Below are 15,707 nucleotides of genomic sequence, written 5' to 3' on the forward strand. Positions count from 1 at the left end.
GGTTTCACCCACTGAACAGGATCGTGCCGACCCGTGAACAAGGGTCCGAATTCCGGCCCGGGTCAGGACGATCTTCCGGCCGGGGAGTCCGTAGGGGCACTTTCTGTTCGACGCCGGGCCCGCGACCACGTACACTCTCACCTCGTTGGCCTCCAGCAGCCGCGGCTCAGCCGGTGCACACCGAGCACCCGGTCGGATGCGGTACGTTGGGGAACACACAAAGGGTCGTAGCTCAATTGGTAGAGCACCGGTCTCCAAAACCGGCGGTTGGGGGTTCAAGTCCCTCCGGCCCTGCTACACACACCGCCAGGATGTGTGCGCATGTACGTACAGCATTGCACCGCCGTGCGGCTCAGGAACCGGGCGCGGCACGGCCACGACCCGGGATCAGGTGAGGACGAATGACGGACGCCGTGGGCTCCATCGACACGCCTGACGCGGATGAGGTGCAGGAGACCAAGAAGGCCCGCAAGGGCGGCAAGCGCGCCAAGAAGGGCCCGCTGAAGCGCCTCGCGACCTTCTACCGCCAGATCATCGCGGAACTCCGCAAGGTCGTCTGGCCGACGCGTAACCAGCTGACGTCGTACACCACCGTGGTGATCTTCTTCGTGGCCATCATGATCGCGCTGGTGACCGTGATTGACTATGGGCTCAACCACGCCGCCAAGTACGTCTTCGGCTGAGCCAAGAGCGAAGGGCGCCGTGGTACCGGCGCCCGTTTTCGCATGTTCCACCCCTATGTATCCAGGAAGAAGCAGCCATCGTGTCTGACCCGAACCTGAACGACGCCACCGAGCCTCGCGAGAGTGCCGCCGAGACGGTGGACGACGAGCTCGACATCGTCGAGGGCGCGGATGAGCAGGACGAGTTCGAGGCTGCGGAAGCCGCGCTGGGTGAGGCTGCCGAGGAAACCGCCCTGCACGTCGAGGACGAGTCCGTCGAGGACGAGGTCGAGGACGAGTCCGACGAGGTCGAGGACGAGTCCGACGCCCTGGCCGTGGCCGACGAGGTCGAGGAAGAGCCCGCCGAGCCGGTCGACCCGATCGAGGCCCTCCGCGAGGAACTGCGCACCCTGCCCGGTGAGTGGTACGTCATCCACACCTACGCCGGTTACGAGAACCGCGTGAAGACCAACCTGGAGCAGCGCGCCGTCTCGCTGAACGTCGAGGACTACATCTTCCAGGCCGAGGTGCCGCAGGAAGAGGTCGTCCAGATCAAGAACGGCGACCGCAAGACGATCAAGCAGAACAAGCTGCCGGGTTACGTCCTGGTCCGCATGGACCTGACCAACGAGTCCTGGGGCGTCGTCCGCAACACCCCGGGTGTCACCGGCTTCGTCGGCAACGCCTACGACCCCTACCCGCTGACCCTGGACGAGATCGTCAAGATGCTCGCCCCGGAGGCGGAGGAGAAGGCCGCCCGCGAGGCCGCCGAGGCCGAGGGCAAGCCGGCCCCGCAGCGCAAGGTCGAGGTCCAGGTCCTGGACTTCGAGGTCGGCGACTCGGTCACCGTCACGGACGGCCCGTTCGCCACGCTCCAGGCGACCATCAACGAGATCAACCCCGACTCCAAGAAGGTCAAGGGCCTGGTGGAGATCTTCGGCCGCGAGACGCCGGTCGAGCTCTCCTTCGACCAGATCCAGAAGAACTAGTTCCAGGACCAGTTCCTTACTGGACCCAACCGCTTCCGCGCAGGTCAGGCGAACGCTCGGCGGACGTCTGACCTGCGCGGTTTTTGGCCGCGCATCTATACCCGTTATCGTTGTGCGGTATGCCTGCGTCCGGGTTGTCCCCCGAGCGCAGGCAGGACCCGAACCGAAAGGACCCGGAGAGCTATGCCTCCCAAGAAGAAGAAGGTCACGGGGCTCATCAAGCTCCAGATCAACGCCGGTGCGGCGAACCCGGCCCCGCCGGTCGGCCCGGCGCTGGGTCAGCACGGCGTCAACATCATGGAGTTCTGCAAGGCCTACAACGCCGCGACCGAGTCGCAGCGTGGCTGGGTCATCCCGGTGGAGATCACGGTCTACGAGGACCGTTCCTTCACCTTCGTGACCAAGACGCCGCCGGCCGCGAAGATGATCCTCAAGGCCGCTGGCGTGGAGAAGGGCTCCGGCGAGCCGCACAAGACCAAGGTCGCCAAGATCACCGAGGCGCAGGTCCGCGAGATCGCCCAGACCAAGCTGCCCGACCTGAACGCCAACGACCTGGACGCCGCGTCGAAGATCATCGCCGGCACCGCCCGTTCCATGGGCATCACGGTCGAGGGCTGAGCCCCACCCCCCCCCCAGCAGTCATGCGGCCGTAGCCGGTCGCACGTGGCAGGGCCTGCTCGGCCCGTACCACGACTCCTTTCAGAACACACAGGAGCAGTTGTGAGCAAGCGCAGCAAGGCCCTCCGCGCTGCGGACGCCAAGGTCGACCGGGAGAAGCTCTACGCCCCGCTCGAGGCCGTCCGTCTCGCCAAGGAGACCTCCACGACCAAGTTCGACGGCACCGTCGAGGTCGCCTTCCGTCTGGGTGTCGACCCGCGCAAGGCCGACCAGATGGTCCGTGGCACCGTGAACCTGCCGCACGGCACCGGCAAGACTGCCCGGGTCCTGGTCTTCGCGACCGGTGACCGTGCTGCGGCCGCGGAGGCCGCGGGCGCCGACATCGTCGGCTCCGACGAACTGATCGACGAGGTCTCGAAGGGCCGTCTGGACTTCGACGCCGTCGTCGCCACCCCGGACCTCATGGGCAAGGTCGGCCGCCTCGGCCGCGTCCTCGGCCCGCGTGGTCTGATGCCGAACCCGAAGACCGGCACCGTCACCCCCGACGTGGCCAAGGCCGTCACCGACATCAAGGGCGGCAAGATCGAGTTCCGCGTCGACAAGCACTCGAACCTGCACTTCATCATCGGCAAGGTGTCCTTCGACGACAGCAAGCTGGTGGAGAACTACGGCGCCGCGCTGGAGGAGATCCTCCGTCTGAAGCCGTCCGCCGCCAAGGGTCGCTACATCAAGAAGGCCGCGATCAGCAGCACGATCGGCCCCGGCATCCCGGTCGACCCGAACCGCACCCGCAACCTCCTCGTCGAGGAGGACCCGGCCGCCGTCTGAGCCTCGCGCTCACCCCGGTAGCCGCGTCAGGGACGTGAAAATAGGGCGGGCCCCGCAACCTTTCGAGGTGCGGGGCCCGTCCTTTCTTTGTGCGACCTTTCGTACGACTGTCAGTGGCCTGAGCTACGGTGCTGGCACACAACTCGCTTAGGGGTGGGACGAGATGAAGAGCACGACCGTGCGCCGGGTGACCCTTTCCGTCGCGGTGCTGACCGCGCTCACCGGGGTGGCCGCCTGCGGCAACGACGACGGGAAATCCGGCGACAAGGCGGGCGGCGACGGCGTCACGCACCTCAGCCCCGTCGCCGCCCTGCTCTCCGCCGAGAAGTCCACCGACAAGGCCGACTCGGCCAAGGTCCGCTCCACCACGTCCATCGGCGGCATGATGTCCATGAAGGCCGACGGCGCCCTCTCCTGGGGCGACGGCCTGCGGGGCGACCTCACCATCACGTACACCGGCGGCCAGATGGCCGACGCGATGCGCAAGGCCGGCACGACGTCGATGGAGGCCCGCTATCTGCCGGACGCCTACTACGCGAAGATGAGCGAGAAGTTCGCCGCGCAGTTCGGCGGCAAGCACTGGATCAAGTACGCGTACGACGACCTCGCCAAGCTCGCCGGCGGCTCGGGCGCGTACCTCAAGGACCAGATGCAGAACACCACGCCGAACCAGTCGGTGAAGATGCTGCTGGCCTCCGGCGACGTGAAGAAGGTCGGCGAGGAGAAGGTGGCCGGGGTGCGGACCACGCACTACTCGGGCACGGTGAACGTCGCCGACCTCGCCGGCAAGAGCAGCAACCTCAGCGCCTCCCAGCTCGCCGACCTGAAGAAGCAGCTCAAGCAGGCGGGCGTCACCACGGACACCGTCGACATCTGGGTCAACGACCAGGACCTGCTGGTCAAGAAGGTCGAGAAGGCGGACATGGCGACCGGCCCGATGACCAGCACGGCGTACTACACCGACTACGGCGTGAAGGTCTCCGCCGAGGAGCCCCCGGCCAGTGACACCAAGGACTTCAAGGACCTCATGAAGTCCACCGGGACCGGGACCGTGACCGGCGGCGTCGGCACCACCTCCTGACCCGCACCCCATGAGACCGTCCGCCGCCGTCGCGCTCGCCGCCGTACTGCTGGCCGGGGGCGCCGCCGGCTGCACCCGGGGCGACGACCCGTCGGCGGCCCCGGCGACGCCCGCCGCGGCCGTCGCCCGGGCCGCTGAGAAGACCGGCGGGCTCACCTCCCTGCGCTACCGGGCGACCGGCCGCATACCGGGGGAGGGCCGTATCCGGGCCGAGGGCTCCTACCGGGCGGACGCCGGCAGCGTGAAGACGCGGGTGATCGGCGGAGCACACCCCGGCACCACCGAGCTGCGGCTCGTCGACGGGGTGCTGTACGGCTCCGCCAAGCCCTGGCACGGCAAACACTGGGTCTGCTACGGCTCCCTGGAGCGCGGCAAGCTGGACGACTTCATCGTTCTGAACACCAGGAACGAGCGGGACGAGGCCGGCCGGAACCCGGCCAGGGAGGCCGCCTTCCTGACCGCGGCCAAGGATGTGAAGGACGCCGGCACCGCGACCGTCGACGGCGTACGCATCACCCACTACACCGGCACGGCCGGTCTCGACGCGATCGACGCCGAGCTGAAGCCCGGCAAGAGCCTCAGGCCGTACCGGACGATGGGCGTCGACCGGCTCACCCTCGACCTGTGGGTCGGCCCCGACGACCGCGCCCGGCAGGTGCGGCTGCGGGGCATGGGCCGCCACGGCGAACTCGACCTCACCCTCACCTTCCTCGCCTACGACAAGCGGGTGACGGTGAAGGCACCGGCCCTCTCCGACACCGCGGACCTCACCAAGCGCCTCAAGCCGGTCAAGGACTGACCACAGCCGGGCCGAACGGGCGGATTTGCTTGGGCACGACCCGTTCACGTACTCTCCTACAGAAGCCAAAGACCGCTGGTCGTTGCCGTGCACTCGCAGGAGGGCGCGGTGGCCGAAGGATCCGCTGAAATGCGGGCGACCCGCGCAGGTGACTGTGGAAGAACTCCCGGAGCAGGTGCGTCCCCGCTCATGCGACCGGTCGAGTCCGCCCCGTGCGCCTGCGCCGGGGCGTTTCGTTTTCCCCAGTCCTCCTTCGGGTCCGCGCGGTCAGAATCACCCGGAAGGAGGCCGAGGCTCTATGGCGACGCCCGACAAGGCTGCCGCAGTGTCCGAGTTGACGGAGCAGTTCCGCAACTCCAACGCTGCCGTGCTGACCGAGTACCGCGGTCTCACCGTGGCGCAGCTCAAGACGCTGCGCCGGTCGCTCGGTGAGAACGCCCAGTACGCCGTGGTGAAGAACACGCTGACCAAGATTGCGGCCAACCAGGCCGGGATCACGACGCTGGACGACCTGTTCAACGGTCCGACGGCTGTCGCCTTCGTCTCCGGTGACCCGGTGACGTCGGCGAAGGGTCTCCGTGACTTCGCCAAGGACAACCCGAACCTCGTCATCAAGGGCGGTGTCCTTGACGGCAAGGCGCTGTCCGCCGACGAGATCAAGAAGCTTGCGGACCTCGAGTCCCGCGAGGTTCTGCTCTCCAAGCTGGCGGGTGCCTTCAAGGGCAAGCAGTCCCAGACTGCACAGCTCTTCCAGGCGCTTCCCTCGAAGCTCGTCCGCACCGTGGACGCCCTTCGCGCCAAGCAGGACGAGCAGGGCGGTGCCGAGTAATTCGGCTCGCTTTCTGACCTGGGCCGTATGAGGCGGCAGAGGTCACAGCGGGCCAACGTACGCCCGCCACTCATGTACATCCGGCACCAGCCGAATTAGTGGAAGGATCGCCCATCATGGCGAAGCTCAGCCAGGAAGACCTGCTCGCGCAGTTCGAGGAGATGACCCTCATCGAGCTCTCCGAGTTCGTGAAGGCCTTCGAGGACAAGTTCGACGTCACCGCCGCCGCCGCGGTCGCCGCCGCCCCCGCCGGCCCGGCCGCCCCGGCCGAGCAGGCCGAGGAGAAGGACGAGTTCGACGTCGTCCTCACCGGCGCCGGTGACAAGAAGATCCAGGTCATCAAGGTCGTGCGTGAGCTGACCTCCCTGGGCCTGAAGGAGGCCAAGGACCTCGTGGACGGCGCCCCGAAGCCCGTTCTCGAGAAGGTCGCCAAGGACGCCGCGGAGAAGGCCGCCGAGGCCCTCAAGGGTGCCGGCGCCTCCGTCGAGGTCAAGTAACACCTTCGCGGTCGGCAAGACCGCAGCGAGGCCGAAACATTCCGTAGGGCTGTAACGGTCACGCACCGAGGAGCGATCATCCATCCGGGTGGTCGCTCTTCGGCGTTTCAGGGGTCCGGCCACGGTTGCCTTGCACCTGCGATGGTGAGGGGTAAGGTGATCTTCGTCTTGTCCCCGGGCACCCCGGTTCGGGCCAGGGGGGCCTTGACGAACCGCACGCAGCGCGCAATTCTCAGGACGCGTCGTCACAAGGATCCGAATCCGAGGCATGGATCGACGGCGAAGAGGGCAGTATCAACGTGCGTTGAGGGCAGGCGCGCCGAGGGCGTTGGGAAGAGCGGTGAGCACGGCGAGGGTCTCGAGAAACCCGCACTGGACATCAGTGGGCCAAGTGGCTACACTGACCCTTTGCGCTGCCTGTTAGCTGTCCCCTGCCCGTCACCAGGGGTCTGCCCTCACCCGAACATCGACGACGAACGTTCTCTGACCTGGCCCTTTGGGCACATGGGAACAGTCTGTCTCTGTGTGTGGGAGAGGGGCCGGTACGCGCGTAGTGAGTCCGAGCCCTCGGAAGGACCCCCTCTTGGCCGCCTCGCGCAACGCCTCGACCGCGAATACGAACAACGGCGCCAGCACCGCCCCGCTGCGCATTTCCTTTGCAAAGATCAAGGAGCCTCTCGAGGTTCCGAACCTGCTCGCGCTGCAGACCGAGAGCTTCGACTGGCTGCTCGGCAACACCGCTTGGCAGAGTCGGGTCGAGGAGGCTCTGGAGAACGGTCAGGACGTCCCCACCAAGTCCGGCCTCGAGGAGATCTTCGAGGAGATCTCCCCGATCGAGGACTTCTCCGGGTCGATGTCGCTGACCTTCCGCGACCACCGCTTCGAGCCGCCGAAGAACTCGATCGACGAGTGCAAGGAGCGCGACTTCACGTACGCCGCGCCCCTCTTCGTGACGGCTGAGTTCACCAACAACGAGACCGGCGAGATCAAGTCCCAGACCGTCTTCATGGGCGACTTCCCGCTCATGACGAACAAGGGCACCTTCGTCATCAACGGCACCGAGCGTGTCGTGGTGTCGCAGCTGGTCCGTTCGCCGGGTGTCTACTTCGACTCCAGCATCGACAAGACGTCCGACAAGGACATCTTCTCGGCCAAGGTCATCCCGTCCCGGGGTGCCTGGCTGGAGCTGGAGATCGACAAGCGCGACATGGTCGGTGTCCGCATCGACCGCAAGCGCAAGCAGTCCGTGACCGTCCTCCTGAAGGCGCTCGGCTGGACGACCGAGCAGATCCTCGAGGAGTTCGGCGAGTACGAGTCCATGCGCGCCACCCTGGAGAAGGACCACACCCAGGGCCAGGACGACGCGCTGCTCGACATCTACCGCAAGCTGCGCCCGGGCGAGCCCCCCACGCGCGAGGCCGCGCAGACGCTCCTTGAGAACCTCTACTTCAACCCCAAGCGCTACGACCTCGCCAAGGTCGGCCGCTACAAGGTCAACAAGAAGCTGGGTGCGGACGCTCCGCTCGACGCGGGTGTCCTGACCGTCGAGGACGTCATCTCGACGATCAAGTACCTGGTGAAGCTGCACGCCGGCGAGACCGAGACGAGCGCCGACAACGGTCAGACGATCGTCGTCGAGACCGACGACATCGACCACTTCGGCAACCGTCGTCTGCGCAGCGTCGGCGAGCTCATCCAGAACCAGGTCCGTACGGGTCTGGCCCGTATGGAGCGCGTCGTGCGTGAGCGCATGACCACGCAGGACGTCGAGGCGATCACGCCGCAGACCCTGATCAACATCCGGCCGGTCGTCGCCTCCATCAAGGAGTTCTTCGGCACCAGCCAGCTGTCCCAGTTCATGGACCAGAACAACCCGCTGTCCGGGCTGACGCACAAGCGTCGTCTGTCCGCGCTCGGCCCGGGTGGTCTCTCCCGTGAGCGGGCCGGCTTCGAGGTCCGTGACGTGCACCCCTCGCACTACGGCCGCATGTGCCCGATCGAGACGCCTGAAGGCCCGAACATCGGTCTGATCGGCTCGCTCGCCTCGTACGGCCGGGTCAACGCGTTCGGTTTCGTCGAGACCCCGTACCGCAAGGTCGTCGACGGCCAGGTCACCGACGAGGTGGACTACCTGACCGCCGACGAAGAGGACCGCTTCGTCATCGCGCAGGCCAACGCCACGCTCAACGACGACCTGCGCTTCGCCGAGGCCCGCGTGCTCGTCCGCCGTCGTGGCGGCGAGGTCGACTACGTCGCCGGTGACGACGTGGACTACATGGACGTCTCGCCGCGCCAGATGGTGTCGGTCGCGACCGCCATGATCCCGTTCCTCGAGCACGACGACGCCAACCGTGCCCTCATGGGCGCGAACATGATGCGCCAGGCCGTGCCGCTGATCAAGAGCGAGTCCCCGCTCGTCGGCACCGGCATGGAGTACCGCTCCGCGGTCGACGCCGGCGACGTGGTCAAGGCCGAGAAGGACGGTGTGGTCCAGGAGGTCTCCGCGGACTACATCACCACGGCCAACGACGACGGCACGTACATCACGTACCGCCTGGCCAAGTTCTCGCGCTCCAACCAGGGCACCTCGGTCAACCAGAAGGTCATCGTCAACGAGGGCGACCGGATCATCACCGGTCAGGTCCTCGCCGACGGCCCCGCCACCGAGAACGGCGAGATGGCGCTCGGCAAGAACCTGCTCGTGGCGTTCATGCCGTGGGAGGGTCACAACTACGAGGACGCGATCATCCTGTCGCAGCGCCTCGTGCAGGACGACGTCCTCTCCTCGATCCACATCGAGGAGCACGAGGTCGACGCCCGTGACACCAAGCTCGGCCCCGAGGAGATCACCCGGGACATCCCGAACGTCTCCGAGGAGGTCCTCGCCGACCTCGACGAGCGCGGCATCATCCGCATCGGCGCCGAGGTCATCGCCGGCGACATCCTCGTCGGCAAGGTGACCCCGAAGGGCGAGACCGAGCTGACCCCCGAGGAGCGCCTGCTGCGCGCGATCTTCGGTGAGAAGGCCCGTGAGGTCCGTGACACCTCGCTGAAGGTGCCGCACGGCGAGACCGGCAAGGTCATCGGCGTCCGCGTCTTCGACCGCGAGGAGGGCGACGAGCTTCCCCCCGGTGTGAACCAGCTGGTGCGCGTCTACGTCGCGCAGAAGCGCAAGATCACCGACGGTGACAAGCTCGCCGGCCGCCACGGCAACAAGGGTGTCATCTCCAAGATCCTGCCCATCGAGGACATGCCGTTCCTCGAGGACGGGACCCCGGTCGACATCATCCTCAACCCGCTCGGTGTGCCGTCCCGAATGAACCCGGGACAGGTCCTGGAGATCCACCTCGGCTGGCTCGCCAGCCGCGGCTGGGACGTCTCCGGTCTCGCCGACGAGTGGGCGCAGCGCCTCCAGGCCATCGGCGCCGACGAGGTCGCCCCGGGCACCAACGTCGCCACCCCGGTCTTCGACGGCGCCCGTGAGGACGAGCTGGCGGGTCTGCTGCAGCACACCATCCCGAACCGCGACGGAGAGCGCATGGTGCTCCCGACCGGCAAGGCGCGGCTGTTCGACGGCCGTAGCGGTGAGCCGTTCCCGGAGCCGATCTCGGTCGGCTACATGTACATCCTGAAGCTGCACCACCTGGTCGACGACAAGCTGCACGCCCGCTCGACCGGTCCGTACTCGATGATCACCCAGCAGCCGCTGGGTGGTAAGGCCCAGTTCGGTGGCCAGCGGTTCGGCGAGATGGAGGTGTGGGCGCTGGAGGCGTACGGCGCCGCCTACGCCCTCCAGGAGCTGCTGACCATCAAGTCCGACGACGTCACCGGCCGCGTGAAGGTCTACGAGGCCATCGTCAAGGGCGAGAACATCCCCGAGCCCGGCATCCCCGAGTCCTTCAAGGTGCTCATCAAGGAGATGCAGTCGCTCTGCCTGAACGTGGAGGTGCTGTCCAGCGACGGTATGTCCATCGAAATGCGTGACACCGACGAGGATGTCTTCCGCGCTGCGGAGGAGCTCGGCATCGACCTGTCCCGGCGTGAGCCGAGCAGCGTCGAAGAGGTCTGACGGGAGTCCGGCGGGGGCCCTCGCTCTTGAGGGCCCCCGCCGACCCCCAGGCCCCCGTTTCAGACCAAAGACTTACGACCCTGAGAGGGATTGACGCATAGTGCTCGACGTCAACTTCTTCGACGAGCTCCGGATCGGCCTGGCCACCGCTGACGACATCCGTCAGTGGAGCCACGGCGAGGTCAAGAAGCCCGAGACCATCAACTACCGCACCCTCAAGCCGGAAAAGGACGGGCTCTTCTGCGAGAAGATCTTCGGTCCGACCCGGGACTGGGAGTGCTACTGCGGCAAGTACAAGCGCGTCCGCTTCAAGGGCATCATCTGTGAGCGCTGTGGCGTCGAGGTCACGCGCGCCAAGGTGCGCCGTGAGCGGATGGGCCACATCGAGCTCGCCGCGCCCGTCACGCACATCTGGTACTTCAAGGGTGTCCCGAGCCGGCTGGGCTACCTGCTCGACCTGGCTCCCAAGGACCTCGAGAAGGTCATCTACTTCGCCGCGTACATGATCACGTACGTCGACGAGGAGCGCCGTACCCGCGACCTGCCCTCCCTGGAGGCGCACGTCTCCGTGGAGCGCCAGCAGGTCGAGAACCGCCGCGACGCCGACCTCGAGGCCCGCGCCAAGAAGCTCGAGACCGACCTGGCCGAGCTCGAGGCCGAGGGCGCCAAGGCCGACGTGCGCCGCAAGGTGCGCGAGGGTGCCGAGCGCGAGATGAAGCAGCTGCGCGACCGATCGCAGCGCGAGATCGACCGCCTCGACGAGGTGTGGACCCGCTTCAAGAACCTCAAGGTCCAGGACCTCGAGGGCGACGAGCTGCTCTACCGCGAGCTGCGTGACCGCTTCGGCACGTACTTCGACGGTTCGATGGGTGCCGCGGCGCTGCAGAAGCGCCTGGAGTCCTTCGACCTCGACGAGGAGGCCGAGCGCCTCCGCGAGATCATCCGTACCGGCAAGGGCCAGAAGAAGACCCGTGCGCTCAAGCGCCTGAAGGTCGTCTCCGCGTTCCTGCAGACCAGCAACAGCCCCAAGGGCATGGTGCTCGACTGCGTGCCGGTCATCCCGCCGGACCTGCGTCCGATGGTGCAGCTGGACGGTGGCCGCTTCGCGACCTCCGACCTGAACGACCTGTACCGCCGTGTGATCAACCGCAACAACCGACTGAAGCGCCTTCTCGACCTCGGTGCGCCCGAGATCATCGTGAACAACGAGAAGCGCATGCTCCAGGAGGCCGTCGACGCGCTGTTCGACAACGGCCGTCGTGGCCGCCCGGTCACGGGCCCCGGCAACCGTCCGCTGAAGTCCCTCAGCGACATGCTGAAGGGTAAGCAGGGCCGTTTCCGTCAGAACCTGCTCGGCAAGCGTGTGGACTACTCCGCGCGTTCCGTGATCGTCGTCGGTCCGCAGCTGAAGCTGCACCAGTGCGGTCTGCCCAAGGCGATGGCGCTGGAGCTCTTCAAGCCGTTCGTGATGAAGCGCCTGGTCGACCTGAACCACGCGCAGAACATCAAGAGCGCCAAGCGCATGGTGGAGCGCGGCCGTACGGTCGTGTACGACGTCCTCGAAGAGGTCATCGCCGAGCACCCGGTGCTGCTGAACCGTGCTCCCACCCTGCACCGCCTCGGCATCCAGGCCTTCGAGCCGCAGCTGGTCGAGGGCAAGGCCATCCAGATCCACCCGCTCGTCTGCACCGCGTTCAACGCGGACTTCGACGGTGACCAGATGGCCGTGCACCTGCCGCTGTCCGCGGAGGCGCAGGCCGAGGCCCGCATCCTGATGCTGTCCTCGAACAACATCCTCAAGCCGGCCGACGGCCGTCCGGTGACGATGCCGACCCAGGACATGGTCCTCGGTACGTTCTTCCTCACCACCGACGCCGAGGGTCGCGACGTCAAGGGTGAGGGCCGCTCCTTCGCGGCCGTCGCCGAGGCGATCATGGCCTTCGACGCCGGCGAGCTCTCGCTCCAGGCGCCGGTCGACATCCGCTTCCCGGTGGGCACCATCCCGCCGCGCGGCTGGACCCCGCCCGCCCGCGAAGAAGGCGAGCCGGAGTGGCAGCAGGGTGACAGCTTCCGTCTGAAGACCACGCTCGGCCGTGCGCTCTTCAACGAGCTGCTGCCCGAGGACTACCCGTTCGTCGACTACGAGGTCGGCAAGAAGCAGCTCTCCGAGATCGTCAACGACCTCGCCGAGCGCTACCCGAAGGTCATCGTGGCGGCGACGCTCGACAACCTGAAGGCGGCCGGCTTCTACTGGGCCACCCGTTCCGGCGTCACCGTGGCCATCTCCGACATCGTCGTTCCCGACGCGAAGCGCGCGATCGTCAAGGGCTACGAGGACCAGGACGAGAAGGTCCAGAAGCAGTACGAGCGTGGTCTGATCACCAAGGACGAGCGCACGCAGGAGCTCATCGCGATCTGGACCAAGGCGACCAACGAGGTCGCCGAGGCGATGAACGCGAACTTCCCGAAGACCAACCCGGTCGCGATGATGGTCAGCTCGGGTGCTCGCGGAAACATGATGCAGATGCGTCAGATCGCCGGTATGCGTGGTCTGGTGTCGAACGCGAAGAACGAGACGATCCCGCGTCCGATCAAGGCGTCGTTCCGTGAGGGCCTGTCCGTGCTGGAGTACTTCATCTCCACGCACGGTGCCCGTAAGGGTCTGGCGGACACCGCCCTGCGTACCGCCGACTCGGGTTACCTCACCCGTCGTCTGGTGGACGTCTCGCAGGACGTCATCATCCGCGAGGAGGACTGCGGCACCGAGCGCGGTCTGAAGCTGAAGATCGCCCACCGCGGCGCCGACGGTGTGCTGCGCAAGGCGGACGACGTCGAGACCAGCGTCTACGCCCGCATGCTCGCCGAGGAAGTCGTCATCGACGGCAAGGTGATCGCGCCGGCCAACGTGGACCTCGGCGACGTGCTCATCGACCAGCTCGTGCACCACGGTGTCGAGGAGGTCAAGACCCGCTCGATCCTGACCTGCGAGTCCCAGGTCGGCACCTGCGCGATGTGCTACGGCCGTTCGCTGGCCACCGGCAAGCTGGTCGACATCGGTGAGGCGGTCGGCATCATCGCCGCCCAGTCCATCGGTGAGCCCGGCACCCAGCTGACGATGCGTACCTTCCACACCGGTGGTGTGGCCGGTGACGACATCACCCAGGGTCTGCCGCGTGTCGTCGAGCTCTTCGAGGCCCGTACCCCGAAGGGTGTCGCCCCGATCTCCGAGGCCAACGGCCGCGTCCGGATCGAGGAGACCGAGAAGACCAAGAAGATCGTCATCACGCCGGACGACGGCAGCGACGAGACGGCGTTCCCGATCTCGAAGCGCGCCCGACTCCTGGTCAGCGAGGGCGAGCACGTCGAGGTGGGCCAGAAGCTCACCGTGGGTGCCACCAACCCGCACGACGTGCTGCGCATCCTGGGCCAGCGTGCCGTCCAGGTCCACCTGGTCGGCGAGGTCCAGAAGGTCTACAACTCGCAGGGTGTGTCGATCCACGACAAGCACATCGAGATCATCATCCGGCAGATGCTGCGCCGTGTGACGATCATCGAGTCCGGCGACGCCGAGCTGCTGCCCGGCGAGCTGGTCGAGCGCTCGAAGTTCGAGACCGAGAACCGTCGTGTGGTCCAGGAGGGCGGTCACCCGGCCTCCGGTCGTCCGCAGCTGATGGGTATCACCAAGGCCTCGCTGGCGACGGAATCCTGGCTGTCGGCCGCCTCCTTCCAGGAGACGACCCGAGTCCTGACGGACGCGGCGATCAACGCCAAGTCCGACAGCCTCATCGGCCTCAAGGAGAACGTCATCATCGGTAAGCTCATCCCGGCCGGTACGGGCCTGTCCCGCTACCGCAACATCCGGGTCGAGCCGACCGAGGAGGCCAAGGCCGCGATGTACTCGGCCGTCGGTTACGACGACATCGACTACTCGCCGTTCGGCACGGGCTCCGGCCAGGCCGTTCCGCTGGAGGACTACGACTACGGTCCGTACAACCAGTAAGCGAGCAGCATGAAGGGCGGCCATCCCGTTACGGGGTGGCCGCCCTTCGGCGTGCGTGGGGCAGTGCGTGGGGTGTCAGCCGTACTGCTGGAGGTACGGCTGGAGATGGTGCAGCCGGGTGTGGTGGTCCGGGTGCGAGGACAGCAGCTTGGCCAGGGCGCTCTCCTCGACGGGGACACCGCCGTTGAGCGCGGTGACCGCGGCCTTCTCCTGCTCCTCCTGCTGGTGCAGCTTGTGCAGTACGCCGACCAGCATGGGTGCGAAGCCGAGCGCGGCCGCGTGGGCGTCGGCGCGCAGTTCGGAGCGGCGGCCGACGGCGGCGAGCGCGTACGGCACGCCGAGGATCAGCAGCGGAAGACCGTACAGCGTGCTGATGGTCGCCATGGCGAGGCCGCCGACGCCCAGGACGACGAAGGCGACGCCGAAGCAGCCGAAGGCCTTGGAGACGTGGAAGGCGACGGAGGAGACGGCCTTCAGGACCCGCCAGGCGATGCGGCCGGGCAGCGCGTACCAGTAGCCGAGCAGTCCGGACCAGGCGTGGCCGCCGACGTGGTGGCCCAGCTCGTGCGCCAGGACGGCGGCGAGTTCGCCGTTGGGGAGGTTGTTCATGGCGAACCGGGTGACGCCGACGATGTGGCCGGCCGCGGCGACCGCGTTCAGGGCGTCGCTGTCCTCGACCCAGAGTTCGTAGGTGCGGCCCTCGACGCCGGCGCGGGCCGTGACTTCCCGCCAGACCGGTTCGAGTTTGGCTCGTTCTTGTGGAGTGGGGTAGCGCAAACGGAGCAGACGGCGCGCGAGGGCGCCTTCCGTGGGGCGGTGGAAGACGAGTGCGCCGCTGGCGAGCCAGAGCAGGATCACGAGGAACGCGAGACTGCCGAAGAAGGCGGAGAACAGGCCGACGACGCAGAGGCTGCACAGGAAGTTCGGCAGATAGAGCAGCAGGGCACCGATCGCCGTGGCGTCCGTGTGACGCTGCTGGCCGGCGATGTGGACGCGGCGGGCGTCGGTGCTGATGTGGTGCGGGTGGGACGGGTCCTCCGCGGCCGGCGGGGCCGGCGGGGCCTGTGGCGCCGGTGCGGCGGCCGGGGCGGCGGGAGACGTGAGCGGGTACTGCGGGGGCTGCTGGTACTGGGGGGCTTGCGGGTACTGGGGCGGTATGGGGGCGGAGGACGCCGGGTACTGCGGGGCTGCCTGCGGGTACTGGGGCGCCGCCTGGGGATACTGCGGCGGGTACGGCTGTCCCGGGTACTCCGACGGGGAGGGTGGCGGCTGGGTCATGGTCGTTCCTTACGTTCGTGCTTTCTGAGCGGTGTGCGGTGAGCGGTGTGCTGTGGG

The 15,707-nt window shown here is 67.2% G+C and carries 11 protein-coding genes and 1 tRNA gene; 11 read left to right on the top strand and 1 reads right to left on the bottom strand.

The window, feature by feature from the left end:
- Positions 1 to 221 precede the first annotated feature (221 nt).
- From ACH45E_RS43595 to ACH45E_RS43645, 11 genes are all read left to right on the top strand, one after another.
- Positions 222 to 294 (top strand) — tRNA-Trp (locus tag ACH45E_RS43595).
- 107 nt (positions 295 to 401) lie between these two features.
- A complete protein-coding gene (gene secE, locus ACH45E_RS43600; RefSeq protein WP_361455628.1) occupies positions 402 to 683 on the top strand; it encodes a preprotein translocase subunit SecE in 282 nt (93 codons plus the stop codon).
- 80 nt (positions 684 to 763) lie between these two features.
- On the top strand, positions 764 to 1,651 hold the full coding sequence (gene nusG, locus ACH45E_RS43605; RefSeq protein ID WP_361455625.1) for a transcription termination/antitermination protein NusG: 888 nt from the start codon (positions 764 to 766) through the stop codon (positions 1,649 to 1,651).
- Between the two features lie 183 nt (positions 1,652 to 1,834).
- Positions 1,835 to 2,269 carry a 50S ribosomal protein L11 gene (gene rplK / locus ACH45E_RS43610; RefSeq protein ID WP_037858373.1) on the top strand — a complete coding sequence of 145 codons (435 nt, stop codon included), beginning with the start codon at positions 1,835 to 1,837 and terminating at the stop codon, positions 2,267 to 2,269.
- 102 nt (positions 2,270 to 2,371) lie between these two features.
- Positions 2,372 to 3,097, top strand: a complete 726-nt coding sequence (rplA, locus tag ACH45E_RS43615; RefSeq protein ID WP_361455622.1) for a 50S ribosomal protein L1 — start codon at positions 2,372 to 2,374, stop codon at positions 3,095 to 3,097.
- A gap of 163 nt (positions 3,098 to 3,260) precedes the next feature.
- Positions 3,261 to 4,178, top strand: a complete 918-nt coding sequence (locus ACH45E_RS43620) for a hypothetical protein (RefSeq protein ID WP_361455619.1) — start codon at positions 3,261 to 3,263, stop codon at positions 4,176 to 4,178.
- Positions 4,179 to 4,188: 10 nt separating this feature from the next.
- Entirely contained in the window at positions 4,189 to 4,977 is a 789-nt protein-coding gene (locus ACH45E_RS43625; protein ID WP_361455616.1) for an LppX_LprAFG lipoprotein, read from the top strand.
- A gap of 298 nt (positions 4,978 to 5,275) precedes the next feature.
- A complete protein-coding gene (gene rplJ, locus ACH45E_RS43630) occupies positions 5,276 to 5,806 on the top strand; it encodes a 50S ribosomal protein L10 (protein ID WP_361455613.1) in 531 nt (176 codons plus the stop codon).
- A gap of 116 nt (positions 5,807 to 5,922) precedes the next feature.
- Entirely contained in the window at positions 5,923 to 6,303 is a 381-nt protein-coding gene (gene rplL, locus ACH45E_RS43635) for a 50S ribosomal protein L7/L12 (protein ID WP_361455610.1), read from the top strand.
- Positions 6,304 to 6,886: 583 nt separating this feature from the next.
- Positions 6,887 to 10,372 carry a DNA-directed RNA polymerase subunit beta gene (gene rpoB, locus ACH45E_RS43640; RefSeq protein ID WP_361455607.1) on the top strand — a complete coding sequence of 1,162 codons (3,486 nt, stop codon included), beginning with the start codon at positions 6,887 to 6,889 and terminating at the stop codon, positions 10,370 to 10,372.
- A 100-nt stretch (positions 10,373 to 10,472) separates the two neighbouring features.
- Positions 10,473 to 14,372: a DNA-directed RNA polymerase subunit beta' gene (locus ACH45E_RS43645; protein WP_361455604.1), complete on the top strand. Its 3,900-nt coding sequence runs from the start codon at positions 10,473 to 10,475 to the stop codon at positions 14,370 to 14,372.
- A gap of 75 nt (positions 14,373 to 14,447) precedes the next feature.
- Here the strand turns inward: ACH45E_RS43645 and ACH45E_RS43650 are convergent, their stop codons facing one another.
- Entirely contained in the window at positions 14,448 to 15,650 is a 1,203-nt protein-coding gene (locus ACH45E_RS43650; protein ID WP_361455601.1) for a M48 family metalloprotease, read from the bottom strand.
- Positions 15,651 to 15,707 lie beyond the last annotated feature (57 nt).

The organism is Streptomyces sp. NPDC020299 (genome assembly GCF_044387825.1).
Lineage (GTDB): Bacteria > Actinomycetota > Actinomycetes > Streptomycetales > Streptomycetaceae > Streptomyces.

What these genes read in the sequence shown, in the direction of transcription:
- ACH45E_RS43620 (WP_361455619.1), top strand. Translation starts at nt 3,261, where the DNA reads ATGAAGAGCACGACCGTGCGCCGGGTGACCCTTTCCGTCGCGGTGCTG.
- ACH45E_RS43625 (WP_361455616.1), top strand. Translation starts at nt 4,189, where the DNA reads ATGAGACCGTCCGCCGCCGTCGCGCTCGCCGCCGTACTGCTGGCCGGG.
- rplL (WP_361455610.1), top strand. Translation starts at nt 5,923, where the DNA reads ATGGCGAAGCTCAGCCAGGAAGACCTGCTCGCGCAGTTCGAGGAGATG.
- rplJ (WP_361455613.1), top strand. Translation starts at nt 5,276, where the DNA reads ATGGCGACGCCCGACAAGGCTGCCGCAGTGTCCGAGTTGACGGAGCAG.
- ACH45E_RS43650 (WP_361455601.1), bottom strand. Translation starts at nt 15,650, where the DNA reads ATGACCCAGCCGCCACCCTCCCCGTCGGAGTACCCGGGACAGCCGTAC.
- secE (WP_361455628.1), top strand. Translation starts at nt 402, where the DNA reads ATGACGGACGCCGTGGGCTCCATCGACACGCCTGACGCGGATGAGGTG.
- rplK (WP_037858373.1), top strand. Translation starts at nt 1,835, where the DNA reads ATGCCTCCCAAGAAGAAGAAGGTCACGGGGCTCATCAAGCTCCAGATC.